Below are 22,575 nucleotides of genomic sequence, written 5' to 3' on the forward strand. Positions count from 1 at the left end.
TTATTCGGCCTTGCGCGGCTGCCAGTCGGCCGGCGGATCCACCGGGACATGGTTTTCGCGCAGCGCCGCCAGTTGCAGGCTCATCTGGGTGCCGCCCTTGCGCGCCAGGGCCAGCAGCTGCTGTGCCAGTGCCGCATCGTCCGGCGCGCGCGCCAGCAACTGGGTGAAGCTCTGCACCTGCCAGATCAGCGTGCGACGGGCGTTCTTCGCTTCCAGCTGGGCGGCTGGATCGTCGGCCAGCACTTCGCGCAGATGCAGGCCGAGCGAGCGGGCCAGAGGACTGGAGCCCCACTCCAGGGTCTTGCCCAGGGCCAGGCAGTCGGACTTGATCGAGGCGTCCTTGCCAGCGTTCTCGCAGAGCTTGGCCACCAGCGGCAGGCTTGGCTGTGGCTGGCTGTCGGCGAGTCCGAACACCAGCACGGTCTGCGCGCCCACGGCGCCGCCCGGGTGAGCTGGATCCAGGATGTCGGCCGGCGGCGGCAGTACGCCGATCGAGCTGGCCAGCGCCTGCAGGCTGGCGCCGCTGTAATCATCGTAGAGCTTCGCCGCGGCGGCCTTGGCCAGGTCTTCACGGGCATCGTCCTGCTTCATGCCACGCGCATCGGCGCCCAGCTTGACCAGCCAGATGGCGGCGTTGTCCGGAGCCTGCGTCAGCAGCTTGTCCAGCGCGGCGCTGTTCGGGCAGTTGTCGGCCTCGCCGTCGCAATCGGCCAGCTGCACCCAGCTGATCGCCGCACCTGCACCTTCGGCCTGCGCGGCACGTTCGATCAGGCGGTGAAAGCTGTTGCTGGGCGGCTGGTTGAACAGCGGTCGCGCCAGCAGGGCCGCACCGAGCAGTCGCATCGGATCGCCCCCCGGCGCCAGCACGCTGACCAGGTCACGCTGGAAGGCGAGCTGCGCCTTGTCGCGGGCCTGCGCCGCCGCGCTGGGCGCGCTTGCCTTGTCGGCCGGGCTGGTCTTGGCGGCGAATGCCGGAGCGGCCAGCAATGACAGGGAGCAAACGAGGGCGAGGTGACGCAGTCCGTGCAGCATGGGCGTGCTTCCGCAGTCAAAGCGTGCAGCATACCTGTCGCAGATTAAGCGTGGCTGATCCGGCCGACGACGAAAACGCGCCACCTTCACAAGGCTTGTTAGGATGGATATCCCCGGCGCAGGGCCGCGCCCCCATGATCTTTCCTCGGGAGACGCTTAGTGAATCATCTGTCGACGTGGGCCGACGGCGCACCCTGGTTTGTCGGCTGGGGCACGCTTGCCCTGATCAACGCCGCGCTGGCGCAAGGCAAGAACCGCAGCGGGCTGCTGTGGTTCCTGCTGTCTCTGCTGGGCGGCCCATTGGCGACCTTGCTGCTGGTGTTGCTGCCGAAGGTGCGCTCGAAGATGTTTTGAGTGCGGGGATTCGGGATTGGGGATTCGGGATTCGGGATTCGAAAGAATCGCAGCCTGCGGCTTTCCCGAATCCCGAATTTCAAATCCCGGCTATTCGCCCAGCGCCTCGCGCATGAATTCCGGCTGGGCCAGAGCGCCCTTGTGGATTTCGGCGTTGTAATAGCGGGTGGGAAAGTTCTTGGCTGAAGCGCCGCGTTCGCGGAAACCGGACAGGTCGCCGCCCTTGCGCGCCATCGTGCAGCTCCACCAGCCGGTGGGATAGCACGGCTGTGGGAACGGCAACGTTTTCACCGCGCTGAAGCCGCAGGTGCGCATCGCCGAGCGCATCGACTTGATCAGGTCGATGTGCGCCAGCGGCGACTCGCTCTGCTGCACCAGCAGGCCGCCGTGACGCAGCGCCTTGAAGCAGCTGGTGTAGAACGCCGCGTTGAACAGGCCTTCGGCCGGACCGACCGGATCGGTCGAGTCGACGATCACCAGGTCCAGCGAGTCGGGCTCGGCTTCGGCCATGTACTTGATGCCGTCGATGAACAGCAGCTCGGCGCGCGGGTCGTTGTTCGACTCGCACAGCTCGGGAAAGTACTGCTCGGCCAGCCGGGTCACGCGCTCGTCGATTTCCACCTGCACGGCCGACTCGACTTCCTCGTGCTTGAGCACCTCGCGCAGCGTGCCGCAATCGCCGCCGCCGATGATCACCACGCGCTTGGCGCGCGCATGGGTGAACAGCGCCGGGTGGGTCATCATCTCGTGATAGAAGAAGTTGTCGCGAGTGGTCAGCATCACGCAGCCATCGATCACCATCAGGTTGCCCCAGTCGGTGGTCTTGTGGATTTCGATGGTCTGGAACGGGGTCTTCTCCGCGTGCAGCAACTGCTCGGTGCGGAAACCGATGGAGGAACCAGATGCCTGATGGGCTTCGGTGAACCAGCTGGTTTCATGCGAGGTGGATTGCTGCGACATGGTGGACGTTCCTGACGTGCCGGGTGGGGAAGCAAGACTGCCCATTGTAGCGACAACCGCCGTCAACGTCCCGCCAGCGGCGGCCAGCCACCCCATCGTCACAGCAGCCCATTACAATGGCGGCCGGCCACGCGCGCCAGGCGCCGGCGGCCGACCAGTCCGATCGGCCCCGCGGCGTGCGAGGCTTCCGGTCGCTCGGACGCGTGCTCCATCGTTGAGCAAGACGTCAAGGCTCGCCGCTGCGACGACATCGTCCTTTTCCATCGAGGAGATCTCTCACCATGGCGAACCATTGGAACACCGACGCTGCGCGCCACACCTATGCCGTACCCCACTGGGGCGATGGCTATGTGGACGTGGACGGCGCCGGCGACATCGTGATGCGCCCGCGCGGCGTGCATGGCCCGGCGCTGTCGCTGCCACAGATCGTGGACCGCGCGCGCGCGGAAGGCCTGCGGTTGCCGCTGCTGGTGCGTTTTCCCGACATTCTGGCCGACCGGCTGGCGCGCCTGCAGGGCGCGTTCGCCCAGGCGATCGCCGAGCATGGCTATGCCGGCGGCTACACCGCGATCTACCCGATCAAGGTCAACCAGCAGCGCGGCGTGGCCGGCGAGCTGGTCGCCGCCGGCAGCCATGGCTTCGGCCTGGAGGCCGGCTCCAAGCCGGAGTTGATGGCGGTGCTGGCGATGGCGCGGCCCGGTTCCATCGTGATCTGCAACGGCTACAAGGATCGCGAATACATTCGCCTGGCGCTGATCGGCAAGCAGCTTGGCCTGCGCGTGCACATCGTGATCGAGAAGCTGTCCGAGCTGGATCACGTGTTCAGCGAGGCGCAGTCGCTGGGTGTGGAACCGCTGCTTGGCGTGCGCGTGCGGCTGGCCTCGATCGGTGCCGGCAAGTGGCAGAACACTGGTGGCGACAAGGGCAAGTTCGGCCTGTCGCCGAACCAGGTGCTCACCCTGATCGAGCGGCTCGACGCGGCCGGCCTCAAGCACACGCTGAAGCTGCAGCACTTCCACATGGGCTCGCAGATCTCCAACGTGCGCGATATCGCCAACGGCATGCGCGAGGCCACCCGCTACTTCGTCGAACTGAAGCGGATGGGCGTGCCGCTGGAGATCGTCGACGTCGGCGGCGGGCTGGGCGTGGACTACGAAGGCTCGCGTTCGCGCAGTCACAACTCAATCAACTACTCGATCGAGCAGTACGCCTCGACCATCGTGCAGTCGCTGGCCGAGGCGGTGCTTGCCGAAGGATTGCAGGCACCGCACATCCTCACTGAAGCCGGCCGCGCGATGACCGCGCACCACGCCGTGCTGGTGGTCAACGTGACGGAGGTTGAACAGGTGCCCACCGGCGCCATTGCGCCGCCTTGCGCAGACGAGCCGGCGGTGCTGCGGCGCCTGCGCGAAACATACGCGGAGCTGGATCGTCGCCCGGCGCTGGAACTGTTCCACGAGGCCCAGCATCACCTGAGCGAAGGCCAGACCCTGTACGCGCTGGGCCAGCTGGCGCTGGCCGACCGTGCACGGCTGGACGAGATGTATTACGCGATCGCCAGTGCCGTTCGCACCCGCCTGTTGCCCGCCGAGCGCTCGCATCGTGCTGCGCTCGACGAGCTGGACGAGAAGCTGGTCGACAAGTACTTCGTCAACTTCTCGGTATTCGAATCGATTCCCGACGTGTGGGCGATCGGCCAGATCTTTCCGATCGCGCCGATCGCGCGGCTCGACGAGGAGCCGACCCGGCGCGGCGTGATCGTCGACCTGACCTGCGATTCGGACGGCCGCATCGATCACTACGTGGACGCCGAAGGTGTCGACGTGAGCCTGCCGTTGCACGCCTTGAAGGACGGCGAGAGCTACCGGCTCGGCATCTTCATGGTCGGTGCCTACCAGGAGACCCTGGGCGACATCCACAACCTGTTCGGCGACACCGATGCGGTGAACGTGCGCGTCGACGGCGATGGTTACGTGTTTGCGCACAAGCGCAGTGGCGATACCACCGACCTGATGCTCGACTACGTCGGCTACGACCTGGAGGCATTGCGGCAGAGTTACCGTGAACGCATTGCCAGCGCCGGCGTGACTGGCGATGAAGCCGTGCAGCTGTACGACGCGCTCAATGGCGGCCTCACCGCGTACACCTACCTGGCCGAAGACATCGAATAACCGTGCAGGAGCGCACCCTGTGCGCGATGCTTTTTACCGGACCCGGGAGAAAGAGCATCGCGCACAGGGTGCGCTCCTGCAGGCAAATCACCTCGCTACAGGAGCAACGCATGACAACAAGTCTCAACGGCAAGGTCGCCCTGATCACCGGCGCGGCCAGCGGCCTCGGCAAGGCGATTGCCCAGTTGTACGCGCAGCACGGCGCCAGCGTGGCGATCGCCGATATCCAGCAGGAAGCCGCCGACAAGGTCGCCGCGGAAATCAACGCGGCCGGCGGCAAGGCGATCGGCGTGGCGATGGATGTCACCAGCGAAGACGCGGTCAACGCCGGCACCGACAGGGTGGTCGCTGCGTTCGGCCAGCTGGACATCCTGATTTCCAACGCCGGCGTGCAGATCATCAACCCGATCGATCAGTTCGCCTTCGCCGACTGGAAGAAGATGCTGGCGATCCATCTGGATGGCGGTTTCCTCACCACCAAGGCCGCGCTGAAGCACATGTACAAGGATGATCGCGGTGGCATCGTGATCTACATGGGTTCGGTGCATTCGCATGAGGCGTCGAAGCTGAAGTCCGCCTATGTCACCGCCAAGCACGGGCTGCTCGGACTGGCCCGCACGCTGGCCAAGGAGGGCGCGCCGCACAACGTGCGCTCGCACGTGATCTGTCCGGGCTTCGTGCGCACGCCGCTGGTCGAGAAACAGATTCCCGAGCAGGCGAAGGAGCTGGGCATCAGCGAAGACGAGGTGATCCGCAACGTGATGTTGAAGGACACCGTCGATGCCACCTTCACCACCGTCGAGGACATCGCGCAGACCGCGCTGTACCTGGCGAGCTTCCCGTCGGCGGCACTGACTGGTCAGTCGATCGTGGTCAGCCACGGCTGGTTCATGCAATAAGACGGCTTGTCTCGAAACTGTAGGAGCGCACCCTGTGCGCGATGCCCTTCGTCGGACACGTAGAAAAAGCATCGCGCACAGGGTGCGCTCCTACGAGTCGCGGTGCACCTGCAGTCCGGCGGCCGACTGGTTCACCGGCATCACCTCGATGCGATTGACGTTGAGGTGCGGCGGCAGGTTGGCGATCCACCAGATCGTCTCGGCAATGTCACCGGCGGTGATCGGGTGGGCGCCGTCATAAAGCTTGTCGGACGCGGCCTGGTCGCCGCCGGTGCGTACCAGGGTGAACTCGGTCTCGGCCATGCCAGGTTCGATCGAACTGACCCGCACGCCGGTGCCATGCAGGTCGGTGCGCAGGTTCTGCGAGAACTGACTGACGAAGGCCTTGCTGGCGCCATAGACATTGCCGCCGCGATAGGCATAGCTGGCGGCGATCGAGCTGATGTTGACGATCGCGCCGCGGCGTTCGATCAACTGCGGCAGCAGCAGGTGGGTCATCGTCACCAGGGCAGTGACGTTGGTGTCGATCATCTGCCTCCACTGCGACAGATCGGCCTGCTGCGCCGGTACGGTGCCCAGTGCCAGTCCGGCATTGTTGACCAGCAGGTCGACGTCGGCGAATGCGGGTGGCAGCTCGGCGTGGGCCTTGCGCATGGCGGTCTCATCGCGCATGTCGAACGCGGTGGCGTGCACGCGTTCGGCGCCATGCCGGTCCACCAGTTGCTGCAGTCGCCTGGCGCGGCGGCCACTGGCGATCACCCGCCAGCCGCCCGCCACGAAGCGTTCCACGGCGGCGGCGCCAAAGCCGGAGCTGGCGCCGGTGATCCACGCGGTCTTGAGGCTCATGCGGGTAACGTCCTGAAAGGGTGGAGCTGGTTCAGCGACCTTCTTTCAATGCGATCGCATTGATGCCGGCACCGGCCAGGCGCTGCTTGGTCGATTCCAGGTCGGTGGCCGAACGGAACGGCCCCAGCCGGACCCGATGATAGGTCTGCCCGCTGATGCTGACCGACTGCACGTTGGCGACGAAGCCCTGCAGAGCCAGTTTCGCCTTCAGTGTCTCGGCGTCGGAGGCGTTCGGGAACGCGCCCACCTGAAGCAGGTAGCCGCTGCCGGCACCGGGCTGCGTGACGGTACTGGCCGGTGCGGCGGTGACGTTCTGGGTGACAGCTTGCGGTGCATTTGTCGGGGCAGCTGCCTGCGCCGCCTGCTGCGCCTGAAGCTGCGCCGCCTGTTGCTTTTGCTGCTGCTCCACGCGCGCCTGCGCGCTGATCTCGGCATCGGGGATGCGCACTTCCTTTTCCGACAGCACCGAATAGAAGTCGAACTGCGGCTTCTTCGGCGGAGCCTCGGTGCTGCCCGATTCAAGCACGCCCGGCGCACTGCCATGTTCGGCGGTGGCTTGCGGGTTGGCTTGCGGCCCGTCGGCCTTGCGCAGGCTGGTCAGCAGGTTGCTGCGCAGCATCACGGCCATCAGGATCGCGCCGGCGAGCAGGCCGATGACCGCGTAACCCCAGCCGGGGAAACCGTTGCTGCCATTGCGCACGGCCTGTCGGCCCTTGCCCTTGCGTGCTGCCATTACATCTTCTCCGGGGCGCTCAGGCCCAGCAAATCCAGACCATTCTTCAACACTTGCCGCGTCGCCACCACCAGCGCGAGGCGCGCGTTGCGCAACGCGGCGTCCTCGACCAGGAACTGGTGCGAGTTGTAGTAGGTGTGGAACGCGTTGGCCAGTTCGCGCAGCCAACTGGCGATCAGGTGCGGCTCCAGATTGGCCGCGGCCGCCTCGACCAGTTCGGGGTATTTGGTCAACTCGGTCAGCAGGATCTGCTCGTGTTCGCTGTCCAGCCGGGCCAGATTCGTGAGGCCGTCGGCAAGATCGAAGGTGAAGCCCTTCTCCGGCGCCTGGCGCAGCACGCTGCACACGCGCGCATGCGCGTACTGGATGTAATAGACAGGATTGTCGTTCGACTGCGAACGGGCCAGGTCGACGTCGAACACCAGCTGCGAGTCGCTCTTGCGCGAGATCAGGAAGTAACGGGTGGCATCGCGGCCGACCTCGTCGATCAGGTCGCGCAGGGTGACGTAGCTGCCAGCGCGCTTGGAAATCTTCACTTCCTCGCCGCCGCGCATCACGGTCACCATCTGGTGCAGCACGTATTCCGGCCAGCCCTGCGGAATGCCTACGTCGAGCGCCTGCAGGCCGGCCCTCACCCGCGCCAGCGAACCGTGGTGGTCCGAACCCAGCTCGGTGATCGCGCGCTGGTAGCCGCGCTGCCACTTGCTCAGGTGATAGGCCACGTCGGGCAGGAAGTAGGTGTAGGTGCCATCGGACTTGCGCATCACGCGGTCCTTGTCGTCACCAAAATCGGTGCTGCGCAGCCACAGCGCGCCGCCTTCCTCATAGGTGTGACCGTGCGCGACCAGCTCGCGCACGGTCTCCTCAACCTTGCCGTCGCTGTACAGCGACGATTCCAGGAAATACGTGTCGAAGCCGACGCCGAACGCCTGCAGATCCAGATCCTGCTCGCGGCGCAGGCTGGCCACGGCGAAATGGCGGATCGCATCGATATCGTCCACATCGCCGGCGCCGACCACCGTTTCGCCGTCGGCGACCACCGCTTCGCGATCAAGGTAGGCGCGCGCCACGTCGGCGATGTAGTCACCGCGGTAGCCGTTCTCGGGCCAGCTGCTGTCCTCGGGGGTGACGCCGCGGGCACGCGCCTGGACTGAAATTGCCAGGTTCGCGATCTGCACGCCAGCGTCGTTGTAGTAGAACTCGCGCTTGACGTTCCAGCCAGTGGCATCGAGCAGGCGGCTGAGGCAGTCGCCGATGGCGGCGGCGCGGCCGTGGCCCACGTGCAGCGGGCCGGTCGGGTTGGCCGAGACGAACTCCACGCCGACGGTCTTGCCCGCGCCACTGGCGTTGCGCCCGTAGGCATCCCCCTCGTCCATGACCCGGCGCACTTCGGCGTGACAGGCGCCGGCGGTCAGGAAAAAATTGATGAAGCCAGGGCCGGCGATCTCCACCTTGTCCACCAGCGCATTGGCCGGCAGTGCAGCGACCAGTTTCTCCGCCAGTTCGCGTGGCTTGGCGCGCGCCGGCTTGGCCAGCAGCATCGCCGCATTGCAGGCGAAATCGCCGTGTTCCCGGCTGCGCGCGCGTTCGATCACGAAGCCTGGCAGGTCGAGGTCGGTCGGCAGGGTGGCATCGGCTTGCAGGGACTTGATCGCCTGCAGCACCAGTTCGCGCAGCTGTTCTTTCACGTGTGGAGTCGGTTTCGTGATGGAACCGCCAATCCTAACAGACCGCCATGCCGCCGAAACGCGCCCGTATGGGCTGGCAGCCGCCGTGCGCGGGCAAGCGTCCGCGCTTGTTGCGGCGCGGCGTGCATGCTTGTGGATAAGTCTGTGGGGAAAGCGGCTCGCCGCGGCCCGCTGTTTGCCGTTGGCCGCCATCCATATCGCTGACAAAAGAAATTATTGAAATATTTCAGTAGTTTGAGTGAAGAAGTTCAGGTGGTAATGAGGGCGTGCCTGCCAGAGGCCCATGTCACCGTTTTGTGCATAAGTTTCGACAACTTGGCGGCACCTTTGATCGGGTGAAGTGTCTCCGGTTTGTCATGCGGCGCTGCGACACTAGCCTGGCCATGAGATGACCTCCCCTCCAGATCCTGGCAAACGGAGACGCCGCTCTCTCCTTCTCCCCCAATCGGCCTAACGGCGTGGCTTGTGCCACGCCGTCTTTTTGTGGGTCGGCGGCAGCGCCCGGGCGGGCTTCAGATCAGGCCGCGGGCGGCCATCGAGACCGGCTCGCCACTGCCGATGACGAGGTGGTCGAGCACCCGCACGCCAACCAGTTGCAAGGCGTCGCGCAGCTCATGGGTGATCGCCCGGTCGGCGGCGCTGGGTTCGGCCACGCCGGAAGGATGGTTGTGGGCGAAGATCACCGCGCAGGCGTTGTGCTGCAGGCAGGCGCGGACCACCTCGCGGGGATGCACGCTGGCGCCGTCGACGGTCCCGCGGAACAACTCCTCGAAGGCCAGCACGCGGTGGCGATTGTCCAGATAGAGGCAGCCGAATACCTCGTACGGCAGATGGCGCAGGCGGGCACGCAGGTAGTCGCCGCTGTCGCGCGGATTGCCCAGGCTCGGCTTGTCCCGCAGCTGTTCAGCCAGGCTGCGCCGGGCCAGTTCCAGCGCCGCGGCGATGCGCGCGCGCTTGGCCGGACCCAGCCCGCCAGCACGGATCTGCTGTTCCGGGCGCGCCAGCAGCGTGCCCAGGCTGCCGGCGTTGGCGAGCAACTCACGGCCCAGCGCCAGGGCGTCCTTGCCGCGACTGCCGCTGCCCAGCAACACCGCCAGCAGTTCGGCGTCGGACAGTGCCGCACTGCCGCGCGCCAGCAGTTTTTCGCGGGGACGTTCACCCTCGGGCCAGTCGCGGATACTCATGCGATGAACTTGCCGGAGCGACTCCGAACCAGGCAGCGGTGGGCGGGGGTGAATCCGGTAAGCTAGGCCTCTGCCCGTCTGTCAGGCCCGCCTTACATATGAGTCTTGCCCAACGTCGCATCCTGCTGGGAGTGTCCGGCGGCATCGCAGCCTACAAATCCTGCGAGCTGGTTCGTCGCCTGCGCGACCTCGATGCCGAGGTCCGCGTGGTGATGACCGAGGGTGCGACCCACTTCGTCAGCCCCACCACCTTCCAGGCGCTGTCCGGCCAGGCGGTGCGGGTGAGCTTGTGGGACGCCCAGGCGGAGGCGGCGATGGGTCATATCGAACTGGCCCGCTGGGCGGAACGCATTCTGGTGGCGCCAGCCAGTGCGGACCTGCTGGCGCGGCTGGCACACGGCATGGCCGACGACCTGCTGACCACGCTGTGCCTGGCCAGCGCCGCGCCGCTGTACCTGGCGCCGGCGATGAACCAGCAAATGTGGGCGCATCCGGCGGTGCAGGCCAATATCGCCACCCTGCGCCAGCACGGCGCACAACTGCTGGGACCGGCGGTGGGCGATCAGGCCTGTGGCGACGTCGGCAGCGGTCGCATGCTGGAACCGCACGAATTGCGCGATGCGCTGGCCGCCTCGTTCGGGGATCGCTCCATGGCCGGGCTCAAGGTGGTGGTGAGTGCCGGGCCGACCTACGAGGACATCGACCCGGTGCGCTTCATCGGCAACCGCAGCTCGGGGAAGATGGGCTTCGCCGTTGCCGCGGCAGCGATCGAAGCGGGGGCCGAGGTGACCCTGGTGGCCGGGCCGGTCAGTCTGGCCACACCGAGGGGGGTCAGCCGACGCGTCGACGTGCGCAGCGCGGCGCAGATGCATGCGGCAGTGCTGGAGGCCGCAGCGCAGGCGAATATCTATATCGGCGCGGCGGCGGTCGGCGACTATCGCCCGCAGGCGGTCTCCGCGCAGAAGCTGAAGAAGCGCGACGGCGGCGAGCTGGTGCTGCATCTCGGCGAAAACCCCGACATCCTGGCCAGCCTTTCGACGCAAACCGCGCACCCGTTCCTGGTCGGATTTGCCGCCGAGACGCATGATGTGTCCACGTATGCGCAGGGCAAGCTGCGCCACAAGGGGCTGGACATGATTGCGGCGAATCAGGTGGGCGGCGGTCTCGGTTTCGAGGCGGCCGACAACGCGTTGACACTTTACTGGTCCGACGGTTCGGTCGAGTTGCCGCGGGCGGCGAAGGCGGAGCTGGCGCGGCAGTTGATCGCCCGGGTGGCAGAGCGCTATCGGGCCACTCGCGCATGAACATCGATGTGGCGATGAAGATCCTCGACCCGCGTCTGGGCGACAGCATTCCGTTGCCGCAGGCGGCCACGTCCGGCAGCGCGGGCATGGACCTGCGCGCTGCGCTGGACGAGCCGCTGACGTTGGCGCCGGGTGACAGCGCACTGGTGCCCAGCGGCATCGCGATCCACATCGACGACCCGAACTGGTGCGCGCTGATCGTGCCGCGCTCGGGTCTGGGCCACAAACATGGGCTGGTGATGGGCAACCTGGTCGGGGTGATTGATGCCGATTATCAGGGACCCTTGATGATTTCGTGCTGGAATCGCGGTCGTGAGTCGTACACCATCGCCGTAGGTGACCGCATTGCGCAGTTGCTGCTGGTGCCGGTGGCGCAGGCGCGACTGAACATCGTCACCGAGTTCGCACCCAGCCAGCGTGGCGACGGCGGGTTCGGTTCGACCGGCACCCGATAGACCGACGAGCCGGTTCGAGAACATCGAACCCGCTTTGCAGCTTCAGCCGCAGGGGCGGAATATGGCGTTGAACATCGCGAAAGAGCGCTTCAGCAACTTCAGGGTCGACTGGTCGACATTGTTGCCGCTTGCCGGTGCCACCGTGCTTCTGCTGATCGGCCTGTTTTGTACCTGGCAGACCTGGCTGATTGCCGACGAGGGCAGTGCGATCGACCGTGTCCACCAGGCCCAGGAGCAGGCGGTGAAGGCGATGTCCGCAGAGATCGCCAACCAGCGCCATTCGGTTGAAAAGGTGTTGGCCGGGGTGGACCCGACGACGTTGATGAGCGACCCGGCGCAATCGGCCGCCGCGTTGCGCCAGCAATTGCCGCAGGCGAAGAAGCTTGAGCTGTACAGCGGTGACCTGGCCGAAGTGTTGCGCGCGAACTATCGCGAGTTCGGCTATGCCAAGGCCGCCCAGTTGATGGCGGCGCAAAGTGCCGATGGCCTGCCGCCAGCGCAGAGTGTTTCCTACGGCGGCGGCGACCGCCGCCTGAGCCTGGTGATTCCGCTGGGATTGCCGCAGCAGACCCAGGCCTGGGCCTGGGTTGAATTGCCGTTCGCGCCGATGAAGCGGCGCTTCGACGCGATCTCTCCCGCTGGCGGTCGACTCGAGCTGCGCCAGGGCGACGACAGCGGCTACATACAACTTTTTTCCAATGGCTCAGCCTCGGCTGAAATCGAGACGGCCGGCAAGCCGGTCGCCGGCAGCGCGTTCAGCGTGGGCGCAGGCCTTCCCCGCGCGTTCATCGTGTTGCCGCGCTCCACCGTATTGAGCGCCCTGCTCGCCCTGATCGGACTGGGCGGCGGCGGCTACCTCTGCTGGCTGCGCCTGCGCCGCCAGCAAGTGGCGGTGGCGGAGCCGGTGGATGACTTGCCGCTGGTCTCGGCCCTACCAACTGCGTCGGATGTGGCGGCACGGGTTCGCCCACCGTCCGCGCCGCCGCCGGCGCCATCGGCGCCCCCGGTCAGCGCCTCGACCCGCGTGGATCCCGGCATTTTCCGCGCCTATGACGTCCGTGGCGTGGTGGGCAAGACGCTGAGTGCGGAGGTGGCGCATGTGCTTGGCCAGTCGATCGGCACGCTGATGGGCGAAAAGGGCTTGCGCGAGATCGTGGTCGGCCGTGACGGTCGGCTATCCGGGCCGGAGCTGGCCGGTGCCCTCGCCGATGGCTTGCGCGAGGCGGGCATCGATGTGATCGACGTGGGCGCCGTGCCGACCCCGCTGGTGTACTACGCCGCCTACCGCTTCAACACCGGTTGCGGCGTTGCCGTCACCGGCAGCCACAACCCGCCCGACTACAACGGCTTCAAGATCGTGGTGGGCGGCGAGACCCTGTCCGAGGGTGCGATCCAGGACCTGTACCAGCGCATCGCCAGTGGGGCACTCACCAGCGGTGGCGCCGGCGGCCTGCGCCAGGTCGACGTGGCGCCGGATTACATCGAGAAGATCGTCTCCGACGTGCTCGCCGAACGTCGCTTGAAGATCGTGGTCGATTGCGGCAACGGCATTCCCGGCGCGATCGCACCGCAGGTACTGGAAGGCGTGGGTTGCGACGTGATTCCTCTGTATTGCGACGTCGATGGCAGCTTTCCGAACCATCATCCGGACCCTTCCGAGCCGGCCAATCTGGAAGATCTCATCCTTGCCGTGCGGCAAACCGGCGCCGACCTGGGCATCGCGTTCGATGGTGATGGCGACCGCCTCGGCGTGGTGACGCAGGCAGGCGAGATCATCTATCCCGATCGTCTGCTGATGCTGTTCGCGCGTGATGTGCTGTCGCGCCAGCCCGGCGCCACGATCATCTACGACGTGAAGTGCACCAGCCATCTGAAGGGTCAGGTGCTCGATGCCGGTGGCAGTCCGCTGATGTGGCGTACCGGGCATTCGCTGATCAAGGCCAAGATGCGCGAGACCGGCGCGGAGCTGGCAGGCGAGATGAGCGGGCACTTCTTCTTCAAGGAGCGCTGGTACGGCTTCGACGATGGCATCTATGCGGCTGCGCGGCTGCTGGAGATCCTTGCCGGCGACCTGCAGGGGCGCAGTCCGGAGCAGATCTTCGCCACCTTGCCCAAGAGCGTGTCGACGCCGGAACTGAAGGTCGAGCTGGCCGAGGGCGAGCAGTACCGGTTCATGGACAAACTGCGTCAGCAGGCGAACTTCGAGGATGCCTCGCTGATCACGATCGATGGCGTGCGCGCGGACTGGCCCGACGGCTGGGGTCTGGTGCGTGCGTCCAACACCACGCCGGTGCTGGTGCTGCGCTTCGAGGCGGACAACGCCGCGGCGCTTGCCCGCATCCAGCAGGTGTTCCGCCAGCAGCTGCTGGCGGTGGACCTCAAGCTGAAGCTGCCGTTCTAGCTCGACAAACCCTGCTCATCCCGCAGCGACGGGACGGGGGATGGCGGCGGTGCCGTGCGTGCAGCCAGGCATCGCGGTGGCACCTGAAACGATCGCAAGACGGGGTGCCCTACTCGGCTGACCGCTGCTTGTCCTGCGCCGCCTTGACCTCGCGGTAATGGGCCATCAACTGGGTCTGCTGCTGCACGGATTGCGCGCGCAGCGCCTGTTGGCGCTGCATGGTTTGACGCAGCTCGGCCACCACATTGCGCTGTTTGGCGATGCTGTCGGCCAGGAATTTCGGCACGGTGTCCTTGCCGTTCTCGATGTCGGCGGCACGGCTGAGCAGATCGGTCAGTGCTTTTTCCTGGCTGCGCAGATTGATCTGGGTGGTGTGGATCTGCTGGTCGATGGTGTCCAGCCCCTGCTGCAGCGAGATCTGATAGGACTCTTCATCCGGATAGGCCGCCAGCATCTGTGCGTCGGCGTTCGCGCGATCCTGGATGACGCGGTCTTTCGCGGCTTGTTCGGCGGCCAGCTTGTTGGCGGCGGCGCGCTCCTGCGCATTCAGCTGGCGCGATACGCGCTGCACCACCATGCCGCGGTCGTTGACCAGCTCATAGCCATATTTCATCGCCTCGGCGGTGAGGCTGTCGCTGAAATGCGCCAGCCCCTGGCCGTCGTGCCACTTGTAGCGAAGACTGCCGTTGTTCTGGGCGTGCGCCGTCAGGCTCGCGCCAAGAACGATCGCAGCAATGATGAGCAATGGTTTGCGCATGGATTTCCCTCTTGCCGGCCAGTATAGCCGTGGCCACCGCACTGGATAGCCGGTGCCCGGGCAGGATGCCGGGGCAAGCGCGGCTGTTGTGATCGGTGTCGCGGCAGTCTATCGGCGGTGTGTGAACTCAGGGCTGAACCCCGTAGCGCTCGCGGTAGGCGAGCAGCCGCGCGTGCTCGGCGGCGAACTGCGGATGCTCGCCGGCATAGGCGAGCACGTCATCGAGACAGGTGATCGCAATGACCGGAATGCCATGATCGGCGGCAACTTCCTGGGCGGCCGAACGTTCGCCCAGGCCGCGTTCCTGCCGGTCCAGCGCAATCAACACTCCGGCGGGTGTGGCGCCGTGGGCGTGGATCAGTTCCAGCGATTCGCGCACCGCGGTACCGGCGGTCATCACGTCGTCGACGATCAGCACGCGGCCCTTGAGCGGTGCACCCACCAGCATGCCTCCCTCGCCATGTGCCTTGGCTTCCTTGCGGTTGTAGGCCCAGGGCAGGTCGCGCTGGTGCTGCTCGGCCAGCGCGATGGCGGTGGCGGCGGCCAGCGCGATGCCCTTGTAGGCCGGTCCGAACAACATGTCCACGCCGATGTCGGCCTGCACCAGGGCGGCGGCATAGGCGCGGCCGAGCCGGGCCAGTGCGGCGCCGGAATCCATCCGGCCCATGTTGAAGAAATATGGGCTGAGCCGCCCGGACTTCAGGGTGAACTCGCCAAAGCGCAGCACGTCGCGCTGCAAGGCCAGTTCGATGAAGTCGCGTTGATAAGCGTGCATGGTCATCTCGCGCAAGTCGGGTTCAGGGCAGCTCGCGGCACCACGGATGCCGTGGCCCGGAGCGGCCGCAATGGTACCGCGCGGCGTCGACGGTGAAGCCGCCGCATTCCGGCGGGTCACGGTCAACGGCGCGCGGTGCACCGACGGCATCGGCCGGGCAACGCGGATGGCAGGGTCGGCATGCATGATTGTTATGATGGCTCATTCGCTTCGGGAGCATCCATGCGCATCATCAGCCTCAATGCCAACGGTATCCGCTCGGCCGCGACCAAGGGCGTGTTCGACTGGTTGCGTACTCAGGACCCGGACGTGGTCTGCCTGCAGGAAACCAAGGCGCAGGAAGAGCAGTTGAGCGACCCGATGTTCCGCCCCGACGGTCATCATTGCTTCTACCGCGATGCGACCAGCAAGAAAGGCTACAGCGGCGTGGCGATCTACGCCCGGCGCGAGCCCGACCAGGTGCTGACTGAACTGGGCTGGGACGAATTCGACAACGAAGGCCGCTACATCGAGGCCCGCTTCGGCAACCTCAGCGTGGTGTCGCTGTACTTCCCCTCGGGTTCTTCCGGCGACGAGCGCCAGCAGTTCAAGTTCCGGGCGATGGAGTGGATCACGCCGATCTTCGATGCATGGCTGAAGAGCGGTCGTGACTACGTGATCTGCGGCGACTGGAACATCGTGCACACGAAGAACGACATCAAGAACTGGTCGTCCAACCAGAAGAACTCCGGCTGCCTGCCGGAAGAGCGCGCATGGCTTGATCTGCTGTTCCAGCAGCGCGGCTGGGTCGACAGCTTCCGCGCGATCAAGCCGGACGCCGTCGAATACACCTGGTGGTCGAACCGCGGTCAGGCGCGTGCGAACAATGTGGGTTGGCGGATCGACTACCAGGTGGTCACGCCGTCGCTGCGCGAACGCCTGAAGGCGTGTTCGATCTATCGCGACGAACGCTTCTCCGACCACGCGCCTTACATCGTCGACTATGCCGACTGAGTCCGCGCCGGCACGTCCGGCCAAACCATCGGTATGGCGTGCTTTTGCCCAGCCGGCGGCGTGGACGATGTTCCTGTTCGGCTTCTCCTCGGGATTGCCGTTCCTGTTGGTGGCCGGCACTCTGGCCTACTGGCTGAAGGAAAATGGCATCAAGCTGGCCGACATCACGATGATCGCCAGCGCCGGCATGACCTACGCGTTCAAGTTTGTCTGGGCGCCTCTGCTCGACCACGGTCGGATTCCCGGCTTCGCGCGGCTCGGTCAGCGTCGTGGCTGGTTGCTGTTCGCGCAGCTTGGCGTGGTGGTCGGGTTGCTGGCGATGGCATTGCTTACCCCGGTCCAGTTGGTTCCGTTCGTGGTGGCCACGCTGGTGGTGGCATTCTTCGGCGCGACCCAGGACATCGCGGTGGATGCCTACCGGATCGAAATCGCGCCGATCGAGGCACAGGGTGCGCTGGTGGCGACCTATTCGCTGGGTTACCGGATCGGCTTGCTATTGGCCGGCGCGGTGGCGCTGATCCTGGCTGACCACCTGTCGTGGCGCACGGTGTACGCGCTGATGGCGTTGGCGATGGCGGTGCCAGTGGCGACCACGCTGATGGCGCGCGAACCCGACGTGTTGCGCGTGCGGGCAGCGCGCTGGCGTGATGCGATGCGCGAAAGCGTGATCGACCCGTTCGCCGACTTCTTCCGTCGCTACGGCTGGGTGCTGGCCCTGGTCACTTTGCTGTTCCTGCTGCTGTTCAAGATGCCGGAGCAGGCGACCATCGGCGGCATCATGAGCCCGTTCTACCGCGACATGGGCTTCTCCAAGACCGAGATCGGCACGATCACCAAGATCTACGGCATCTGGATCGGTATTGTCGGCGTGTTTCTCGGCGGCGCTGCGGTGGCACGCTGGGGTGCCTGGCGCCCGTTGGGCGTCACCATCGTGCTGTGTGGCTGCAGCAATCTGCTCTACCTGCTGCTGATCGCCCATCCGGGCAACCTGCTGGTGCTGACCCTGGTGATCTCCGGCGAAAACCTGACCCTGGGCATGCTGGGGCCGCCGACCGTGGCGTTCCTGTCGTCACTGGTCAATCGGCAGCACACGGCAACCCAATACGCGTTGCTCAGTTCGCTGGTCAACCTGCCCGGCAAGCTGCTTGGCTTTTTCGCCGGAGGCATTGCCACAGCGACGGGATACGGCGGCTACTTCGTGATCACCGTGCTGGCGGTGCTGCCGTCGATGATGTTGTTTGCGTGGCTGTGGCGATATTTTCGCGGCGTCGAACGCGTACGGCTGACCAGCGAGCGTTAGCGGCTGAAGATTGCGTCGGCAGACGTCCCGGCGCGACACCGCGCACAAGGCAACTGCGAATTAGTCCACGGATTCGGGCGTCAGCACAGCGCGTCGCGCCAGAGCCGTGCCAACATCGGCCACACAGGGCATGTGTAACATGGAGTGACGCTTGTGCCGGACCTGATCTTGCAGCATGTCGACAGCCTGCTCACCGAGCGCATCAGGGCGTTGGCCAAACACCGCCACTGTTCCATCAATGACGTGATGCTGCAGGCATTGCGCAGTGGGCTGGGCATTTCGGCTGCCCACCAATTCAGCGAAAGCCAGCGCGATCCGGATACCTTCGGTACGCTCGACGGGCACTGGGAAGACGCCGAGCAAGGGGTGTTCCAGGAAGCCTTGCGCGCGTTGGCGCGTACGCGGCCGACCCAGTTGGCGCCGGAGCGGATTCGTTACGACGAACCTGCCGTCGGCGCGGAATAAACCGCGCCCAGTACTCGTGGTCCACGGGCACCGGTCACCGAAGGGAGGTTGCCCGGCAGTCCCAGCAGGCGCTGGCGCGCCAGCCACGCGAAGGCGGTCGCTTCGAGGAAGTCGGGGTCGACGCCATAACGCGATGTGCTCAACAGCGTGCTGGGGGCGAGCACTTCGGCCAGCCGTTGCATCAGCCTGCCGTTGTGCACGCCGCCGCCACAGGCCAGCACTTCCTGGGCGTCGGGTGCATGCTGCGCGATGGCCATGGCTACGCTGCGCGCCGTCAATTCCAGCAAGGTCGCCTGAATGTCGGCCGGTACCAGTGCCGCCAGCCGCGAATGGGTTGCCAGCCAGCCAAGGTGGAAGTACTCACGCCCCGTGCTCTTCGGTGGCGCCAGCGCGAAGTAAGTGTCGCCGAGCAATTCGTTGAGCAGGTCTTCGTCGTGTCGTCCGCTGGCGGCATACGCCCCATCGCGATCGAACGATTCGCCGCGCTGGCGCAGACACCAGGCATCGAGCAGGCCGTTGGCAGGGCCGGTATCGAAGCCAAGCACGCTGCCATCGGCACCCAGTACGGTGATGTTGGCGATGCCGCCGAGATTCAGCACGACCCGCGTGCGGCCCGGCTGGGCCAGCAACATGGCGTGCAGCGCGGGCAGCAACGGCGCGCCCTGCCCGCCGGCGGCCACGTCGGCGCGACGGAAGTCGGCCACCACCTCGATGCCGCAGCGCTCGGCGATGATGCTGGGATCCCCCAGTTGCAGGGTGAACGGATATCGGCCGGTGGGGCGATGACGCAGGGTCTGCCCGTGTGAGCCGATCGCGCGGACCGCCGCCGCCGGCGTGCCGCTTTGTTCGAGCAGATCCAGTGCGGCGTCGGCAAAGCCGTGGCCGATCTCCACATCCAGCCGTCCCAGAGCGTCCAGTTCGAGGGCGGACTCACCTTGCGCCAGCGTCAGCATCCGCTCGCGCAACGCAGTCGGCCACGGATGCGAATGGCTGGCCAGCAAGCGCGGCACTCCACGATGGAAGCTGACCAGCACACTATCGATGCTGTCCGCGCTGGTACCGGAGATCAGTCCGAGGTAGGTTGCCGAGGCATCGTCACCCACGGGCTGTGGCCGCTCAGTTGTCGTGATTGGCGGGTGCGCTGGCGCGCGCCAGCTTGATGCGGCTGTCCAGCTCGGTAAGGCGCGCCAACTGCGGCTTGACCACTTCGGCCTTGAACCGCGCCATCTGCGCGGCGGGTAGCGGTTCCGGCTTGGGCAGGGTCACCGTCTGCGGATTGCGCTGCTGGCCGTTGACGCGGAACTCATAGTGCAGATGCGGGCCAGTGGCCAGCCCGGTCATGCCGACGAAGCCGATCACCTCGCCCTGCCGCACCCGCTCGCCCACATGCTGGCCTTTCACGAAGCGCGACATGTGGCCGTAGGCGGTACTGATGGTCTTGTCGTGCTGGATGACCACGAAGTTGCCGTAGCCGCGCTCCCAGCCGTGATACTTGATCACGCCGTCGCCGGCGGCGTGAATTGGCGTGCCGCTGGGCGCGGCATAGTCGACGCCCTTGTGCGCACGCATGCGGCCGAGGATCGGATGCAGGCGCGCCGTGCTGAAGGTGGACGAGATCCGGGTGAAATCGACCGGGATGCGCAGGAATGACTTCTGGATCGGCCGGCCGTCCTCGCTGTACCAGCCGTAACTGCCATCACCCTTCTTGAAGCGATAGGCAGTGTAGCGCTTGCCCTGGTTGACGAATTCGGCCGCGATGATGTTGCCCTGGCCGTAACGCACGCCATCGCGATAGATGTCGTCGTAAATCACGGTGAAGCTGTCGCCTTCGCGCAGGTCCTGCACGAAATCGATGTCGTACTTGAACAGGTCGGCAAGCTTGCCGACCATCGCCGCGTCCATGCCCGCCTGATCGCCGGCAGCGTACAGGCTGCTGCGGATGACGCCGTGCGCAACCTGTTCGCGCAGGTCCATGTCACGCTGCTGGATCGCCAGCGTGGGCTGTGCGCCATCAAGACGGATGATCGCGCGGCTGGCCTGGTCCTGGTCGAACCGGAAACCCTTCAGGCTGCCGTCACTGCCGAGCAGAAAGTCGAATTCCTGACCCGGACGGATGCTGTGCAACGCGGACTTCGCCGTGCCGGCGGCGTCCAGGACGCGCTGCAGATCGGTCATGCCGAGGCCGCGCGCATTGAAGATGTCAGAGAGCGTCTGGCCCGGCTGCACGCGTACCACCTGCCAGTCATCCACGGTCGGCGTGGTGATGCTGGCCGCTGCCACCTTGGGCAAGGCCAGCGGAAGCAGCGAATGGATTTCTGGAGTGGGTGCGGGCCGCATCGCGCTGGCCCAGGCCGGCATGATGAAGCCGGACAACACGGTGATCAGCAAGGCGGTGCCGGCCAGTACCAGCCGTTCGCGATGCCAGCGGATCGGCTCGATCTCGCCCGAACGATTGAACGACCAATGGGCACAGCGTTCGTAGAAGTTGGAGTGTCGACGCTGTGCCTTGCGGCAGATCGCCTGCTTGCGGGTTTGCCGCGCCCCCTGCTTTTCTTCTGCCATGCTGTATCGCCCACGTTACAAAGTACGAACTGGACGTACCATAACGGTCATGTGCAAAGGGCGTCAACGCCTTTTCCATCAAGGGTTTGCAACACATTCCTTGTTAACACACAATTAACGTTGACGGCACGGTCACATTGTCGGCCGCCGCCCATTTCCATCAACACAGAGAAAATTCTTCATGAGCGAGCTTGAGCAGGCGCTGGCCACCATCGCGCGTGGCGCCGACGAGATCATCAAGCGGGAAGACCTGGCCGAGCGCCTCAAGAGCGGTCGTGCGTTGCGAATCAAGGCGGGTTTCGACCCGACCGCGCCGGATCTGCACCTCGGACATACGGTGCTGCTGAACAAGATGCGGCAGTTCCAGGACCTCGGCCACCAGGTGATCTTCCTGATTGGCGACTTCACCGGGATGATCGGCGATCCGACCGGCAAGAACGTCACGCGCAAACCGCTGACCCGCGAGGACGTTCTGGCCAACGCCGAGACCTATGCCGAACAGGTCTACAAGGTGCTGGACCGGGAAAAGACCGAGCTGCGCTTCAATTCGGAGTGGTTCGGCCAGATGAGCGCCGCCGACATGATCCGGCTGGCAGCCCAGCACACCGTGGCGCGCATGCTTGAGCGTGACGACTTCACCAGGCGCTATGCGGCGCAGCAGCCGATCGCGATCCACGAATTCCTGTATCCGCTAGTCCAGGGCTATGACTCGGTCGCCCTGCGGGCTGACGTGGAGCTCGGCGGTACGGATCAGAAATTCAATCTGTTGATGGGACGGGCGCTGCAGGAGCATCACGGCCAGCCGCCGCAGATCGTGCTGACCATGCCGCTGCTCGAAGGGCTGGATGGCGTCAACAAGATGTCCAAATCCCTGGGCAATTACATCGGCATCAACGAGCCGGCCATCGACATCGTCACCAAAACCATGAGGATCGGCGACGACCTGATGTGGCGCTGGTTTGAGCTGCTGAGCTTCGATGTGGCGCTGGACGAGCTGACATCGATGAAGAGCGAAGTGGCCAGCGGGACACTCAACCCGCGAGATGCCAAGCTGCGGCTGGCGCGGGAACTGGCCGAACGCTTCCACGGTGGGGAGGCCGCCGAGCGGGCGGTTGCCGGCTGGCATGCCGTGGTGCGCGGCGAGGGCGATACCTCCTTGTTGCCGCAGACATGTCTGTCCGTTTCGCCAGAGGGGCTGCGCCTGGCTGCGCTGCTCACCGCAGCGGGACTGACCGCCAGCAACTCCGAGGCTAGCCGCAAGCTGAAGGAACGTGCCGTGCGCATCGATGCCGAAGTGGTGGAAGACGCGCAACGGGTATTTCACGCCGGCTTTGAGGGCGTACTCCAGGTCGGCAAGCGCAACTTCGCGCGGATAAAGCTCGATCCGCAGTGATCACAGGCCTGGTTGAGGCGCTGATGGCAGGGCGGCATTGAAGAAAAATTGCCATCCTTGACAACAACTTGCGCTTGTTTCGTGAAATTTCTCTACACAAGCCCTTGCCAAAACACGCCCACGTCGTATTATTCGCGGCCCGCAGTCGCCCAGACGTCGCAAGACGGACCGCCGGGACCTCGAAAAAAGCGTCACCGAGGGTGTTGACGGTAGGGAAAAGCGATGTAGAATGGGCGGCTCACCTAGGACGAAACGTCTTGGGGCGCAAACCGGAAACGGGATGCAAGCGAACGATCTTTGACA

Annotated in this window: 20 protein-coding genes; 10 read left to right on the forward strand and 10 right to left on the reverse strand. The window is 65.5% G+C overall.

The genetic code is table 11. The features are described from left to right. Entirely contained in the window at positions 1–1,032 is a 1,032-nt protein-coding gene (locus ACQGNJ_RS02520) for a hypothetical protein (RefSeq protein ID WP_426687656.1), read from the reverse strand. Positions 1,033–1,191: 159 nt separating this feature from the next. On the opposite strand from ACQGNJ_RS02520, the gene ACQGNJ_RS02525 reads away from it, so the two are divergent. After that, complete coding sequence (locus ACQGNJ_RS02525; protein WP_426687657.1) at positions 1,192–1,386, forward strand: antitermination protein NusB; 195 nt, start codon at positions 1,192–1,194, stop codon at positions 1,384–1,386. Between the two features lie 90 nt (positions 1,387–1,476). Here ACQGNJ_RS02525 and speE read toward each other — a convergent pair whose 3' ends face one another. Beyond that, entirely contained in the window at positions 1,477–2,346 is an 870-nt protein-coding gene (gene speE / locus ACQGNJ_RS02530; protein ID WP_426687658.1) for a polyamine aminopropyltransferase, read from the reverse strand. 281 nt (positions 2,347–2,627) lie between these two features. Here speE and speA point away from each other — a divergent pair, with 281 nt between their 5' ends. Continuing rightward, positions 2,628–4,517 carry an arginine decarboxylase gene (gene speA, locus ACQGNJ_RS02535; protein ID WP_426687659.1) on the forward strand — a complete coding sequence of 630 codons (1,890 nt, stop codon included), beginning with the start codon at positions 2,628–2,630 and terminating at the stop codon, positions 4,515–4,517. Between the two features lie 110 nt (positions 4,518–4,627). Further along, positions 4,628–5,416: a 3-hydroxybutyrate dehydrogenase gene (locus ACQGNJ_RS02540; RefSeq protein ID WP_426687660.1), complete on the forward strand. Its 789-nt coding sequence runs from the start codon at positions 4,628–4,630 to the stop codon at positions 5,414–5,416. A gap of 90 nt (positions 5,417–5,506) precedes the next feature. On the opposite strand, the gene ACQGNJ_RS02545 is transcribed toward ACQGNJ_RS02540, so the two are convergent. The 4 genes from ACQGNJ_RS02545 to radC form a co-directional block, all read right to left on the reverse strand. Then, positions 5,507–6,262: an SDR family NAD(P)-dependent oxidoreductase gene (locus tag ACQGNJ_RS02545; RefSeq protein ID WP_426687661.1), complete on the reverse strand. Its 756-nt coding sequence runs from the start codon at positions 6,260–6,262 to the stop codon at positions 5,507–5,509. A gap of 31 nt (positions 6,263–6,293) precedes the next feature. Further along, the gene (locus tag ACQGNJ_RS02550) at positions 6,294–6,995 is read right to left on the reverse strand and encodes an SPOR domain-containing protein (protein WP_426687662.1); all 702 of its coding nucleotides are present in this window, start codon (positions 6,993–6,995) and stop codon (positions 6,294–6,296) included. Then, positions 6,995–8,683 (reverse strand): arginine--tRNA ligase, encoded by a 1,689-nt coding sequence (argS, locus tag ACQGNJ_RS02555; protein ID WP_426687663.1) that lies wholly within the window; start codon positions 8,681–8,683, stop codon positions 6,995–6,997. The genes ACQGNJ_RS02550 and argS overlap by 1 nt, the downstream gene beginning before the upstream one ends. Before the next feature lie 512 nt (positions 8,684–9,195). Next, positions 9,196–9,867, reverse strand: a complete 672-nt coding sequence (gene radC, locus ACQGNJ_RS02560; protein WP_426687664.1) for a RadC family protein — start codon at positions 9,865–9,867, stop codon at positions 9,196–9,198. A gap of 98 nt (positions 9,868–9,965) precedes the next feature. Here radC and coaBC point away from each other — a divergent pair, with 98 nt between their 5' ends. The 3 genes from coaBC to ACQGNJ_RS02575 all read left to right on the forward strand — a co-directional run bounded on the left by coaBC (position 9,966) and on the right by ACQGNJ_RS02575 (position 14,027). Beyond that, entirely contained in the window at positions 9,966–11,171 is a 1,206-nt protein-coding gene (coaBC, locus tag ACQGNJ_RS02565; RefSeq protein WP_426687665.1) for a bifunctional phosphopantothenoylcysteine decarboxylase/phosphopantothenate--cysteine ligase CoaBC, read from the forward strand. Continuing rightward, positions 11,168–11,626, forward strand: a complete 459-nt coding sequence (gene dut / locus ACQGNJ_RS02570; protein WP_426687666.1) for a dUTP diphosphatase — start codon at positions 11,168–11,170, stop codon at positions 11,624–11,626. The genes coaBC and dut overlap by 4 nt, the downstream gene beginning before the upstream one ends. 61 nt (positions 11,627–11,687) lie before the next feature. Continuing rightward, entirely contained in the window at positions 11,688–14,027 is a 2,340-nt protein-coding gene (locus tag ACQGNJ_RS02575; protein ID WP_426687667.1) for a phosphomannomutase/phosphoglucomutase, read from the forward strand. 109 nt (positions 14,028–14,136) lie between these two features. Here ACQGNJ_RS02575 and ACQGNJ_RS02580 read toward each other — a convergent pair whose 3' ends face one another. Together ACQGNJ_RS02580 and pyrE are read right to left on the reverse strand one after the other, a co-directional pair. Further along, positions 14,137–14,784: a DUF4124 domain-containing protein gene (locus ACQGNJ_RS02580; RefSeq protein ID WP_426687668.1), complete on the reverse strand. Its 648-nt coding sequence runs from the start codon at positions 14,782–14,784 to the stop codon at positions 14,137–14,139. A gap of 127 nt (positions 14,785–14,911) precedes the next feature. Next, positions 14,912–15,559, reverse strand: coding sequence for an orotate phosphoribosyltransferase (gene pyrE, locus ACQGNJ_RS02585; protein ID WP_426687669.1), 648 nt, complete (start codon positions 15,557–15,559; stop codon positions 14,912–14,914). Between the two features lie 222 nt (positions 15,560–15,781). On the opposite strand from pyrE, the gene ACQGNJ_RS02590 reads away from it, so the two are divergent. The 3 genes from ACQGNJ_RS02590 (at position 15,782) to ACQGNJ_RS02600 (ending at position 18,317) form a co-directional block, all read left to right on the forward strand. Then, positions 15,782–16,552 carry an exodeoxyribonuclease III gene (locus ACQGNJ_RS02590; protein ID WP_426687670.1) on the forward strand — a complete coding sequence of 257 codons (771 nt, stop codon included), beginning with the start codon at positions 15,782–15,784 and terminating at the stop codon, positions 16,550–16,552. Further along, positions 16,542–17,852: an AmpG family muropeptide MFS transporter gene (locus ACQGNJ_RS02595; protein WP_426687671.1), complete on the forward strand. Its 1,311-nt coding sequence runs from the start codon at positions 16,542–16,544 to the stop codon at positions 17,850–17,852. The genes ACQGNJ_RS02590 and ACQGNJ_RS02595 overlap by 11 nt, the downstream gene beginning before the upstream one ends. A 153-nt stretch (positions 17,853–18,005) precedes the next feature. Then, a complete protein-coding gene (locus ACQGNJ_RS02600) occupies positions 18,006–18,317 on the forward strand; it encodes a hypothetical protein (RefSeq protein WP_426687672.1) in 312 nt (103 codons plus the stop codon). Here ACQGNJ_RS02600 and ACQGNJ_RS02605 read toward each other — a convergent pair. Both ACQGNJ_RS02605 and ACQGNJ_RS02610 read right to left on the reverse strand, forming a co-directional pair. Further along, positions 18,287–19,420 (reverse strand): anhydro-N-acetylmuramic acid kinase, encoded by a 1,134-nt coding sequence (locus ACQGNJ_RS02605; RefSeq protein ID WP_426687673.1) that lies wholly within the window; start codon positions 19,418–19,420, stop codon positions 18,287–18,289. The genes ACQGNJ_RS02600 and ACQGNJ_RS02605 overlap by 31 nt on opposite strands. A 13-nt stretch (positions 19,421–19,433) precedes the next feature. Then, positions 19,434–20,879 carry an OapA family protein gene (locus ACQGNJ_RS02610; protein WP_426687674.1) on the reverse strand — a complete coding sequence of 482 codons (1,446 nt, stop codon included), beginning with the start codon at positions 20,877–20,879 and terminating at the stop codon, positions 19,434–19,436. Positions 20,880–21,060: 181 nt separating this feature from the next. On the opposite strand from ACQGNJ_RS02610, the gene tyrS reads away from it, so the two are divergent. Next, positions 21,061–22,272 (forward strand): tyrosine--tRNA ligase, encoded by a 1,212-nt coding sequence (gene tyrS / locus ACQGNJ_RS02615; RefSeq protein WP_426687675.1) that lies wholly within the window; start codon positions 21,061–21,063, stop codon positions 22,270–22,272. The last annotated feature ends 303 nt before the right edge of the window (positions 22,273–22,575 follow it).

The sequence above is a fragment of the Rhodanobacter ginsengiterrae genome, from assembly GCF_050026815.1.
GTDB lineage: Bacteria > Pseudomonadota > Gammaproteobacteria > Xanthomonadales > Rhodanobacteraceae > Rhodanobacter > Rhodanobacter ginsengiterrae.

Bases quoted from the DNA above. Each gene is read 5' to 3' on its own strand.
- ACQGNJ_RS02520 (WP_426687656.1), bottom strand. From the start codon at position 1,032: ATGCTGCACGGACTGCGTCACCTCGCCCTCGTTTGCTCCCTGTCATTG.
- speE (WP_426687658.1), bottom strand. From the start codon at position 2,346: ATGTCGCAGCAATCCACCTCGCATGAAACCAGCTGGTTCACCGAAGCC.
- speA (WP_426687659.1), top strand. From the start codon at position 2,628: ATGGCGAACCATTGGAACACCGACGCTGCGCGCCACACCTATGCCGTA.
- ACQGNJ_RS02540 (WP_426687660.1), top strand. From the start codon at position 4,628: ATGACAACAAGTCTCAACGGCAAGGTCGCCCTGATCACCGGCGCGGCC.
- ACQGNJ_RS02545 (WP_426687661.1), bottom strand. From the start codon at position 6,262: ATGAGCCTCAAGACCGCGTGGATCACCGGCGCCAGCTCCGGCTTTGGC.
- ACQGNJ_RS02550 (WP_426687662.1), bottom strand. From the start codon at position 6,995: ATGGCAGCACGCAAGGGCAAGGGCCGACAGGCCGTGCGCAATGGCAGC.
- radC (WP_426687664.1), bottom strand. From the start codon at position 9,867: ATGAGTATCCGCGACTGGCCCGAGGGTGAACGTCCCCGCGAAAAACTG.
- coaBC (WP_426687665.1), top strand. From the start codon at position 9,966: ATGAGTCTTGCCCAACGTCGCATCCTGCTGGGAGTGTCCGGCGGCATC.
- dut (WP_426687666.1), top strand. From the start codon at position 11,168: ATGAACATCGATGTGGCGATGAAGATCCTCGACCCGCGTCTGGGCGAC.
- ACQGNJ_RS02575 (WP_426687667.1), top strand. From the start codon at position 11,688: ATGGCGTTGAACATCGCGAAAGAGCGCTTCAGCAACTTCAGGGTCGAC.
- ACQGNJ_RS02580 (WP_426687668.1), bottom strand. From the start codon at position 14,784: ATGCGCAAACCATTGCTCATCATTGCTGCGATCGTTCTTGGCGCGAGC.
- pyrE (WP_426687669.1), bottom strand. From the start codon at position 15,559: ATGCACGCTTATCAACGCGACTTCATCGAACTGGCCTTGCAGCGCGAC.
- ACQGNJ_RS02590 (WP_426687670.1), top strand. From the start codon at position 15,782: ATGCGCATCATCAGCCTCAATGCCAACGGTATCCGCTCGGCCGCGACC.
- ACQGNJ_RS02595 (WP_426687671.1), top strand. From the start codon at position 16,542: ATGCCGACTGAGTCCGCGCCGGCACGTCCGGCCAAACCATCGGTATGG.
- ACQGNJ_RS02610 (WP_426687674.1), bottom strand. From the start codon at position 20,879: ATGGCAGAAGAAAAGCAGGGGGCGCGGCAAACCCGCAAGCAGGCGATC.
- tyrS (WP_426687675.1), top strand. From the start codon at position 21,061: ATGAGCGAGCTTGAGCAGGCGCTGGCCACCATCGCGCGTGGCGCCGAC.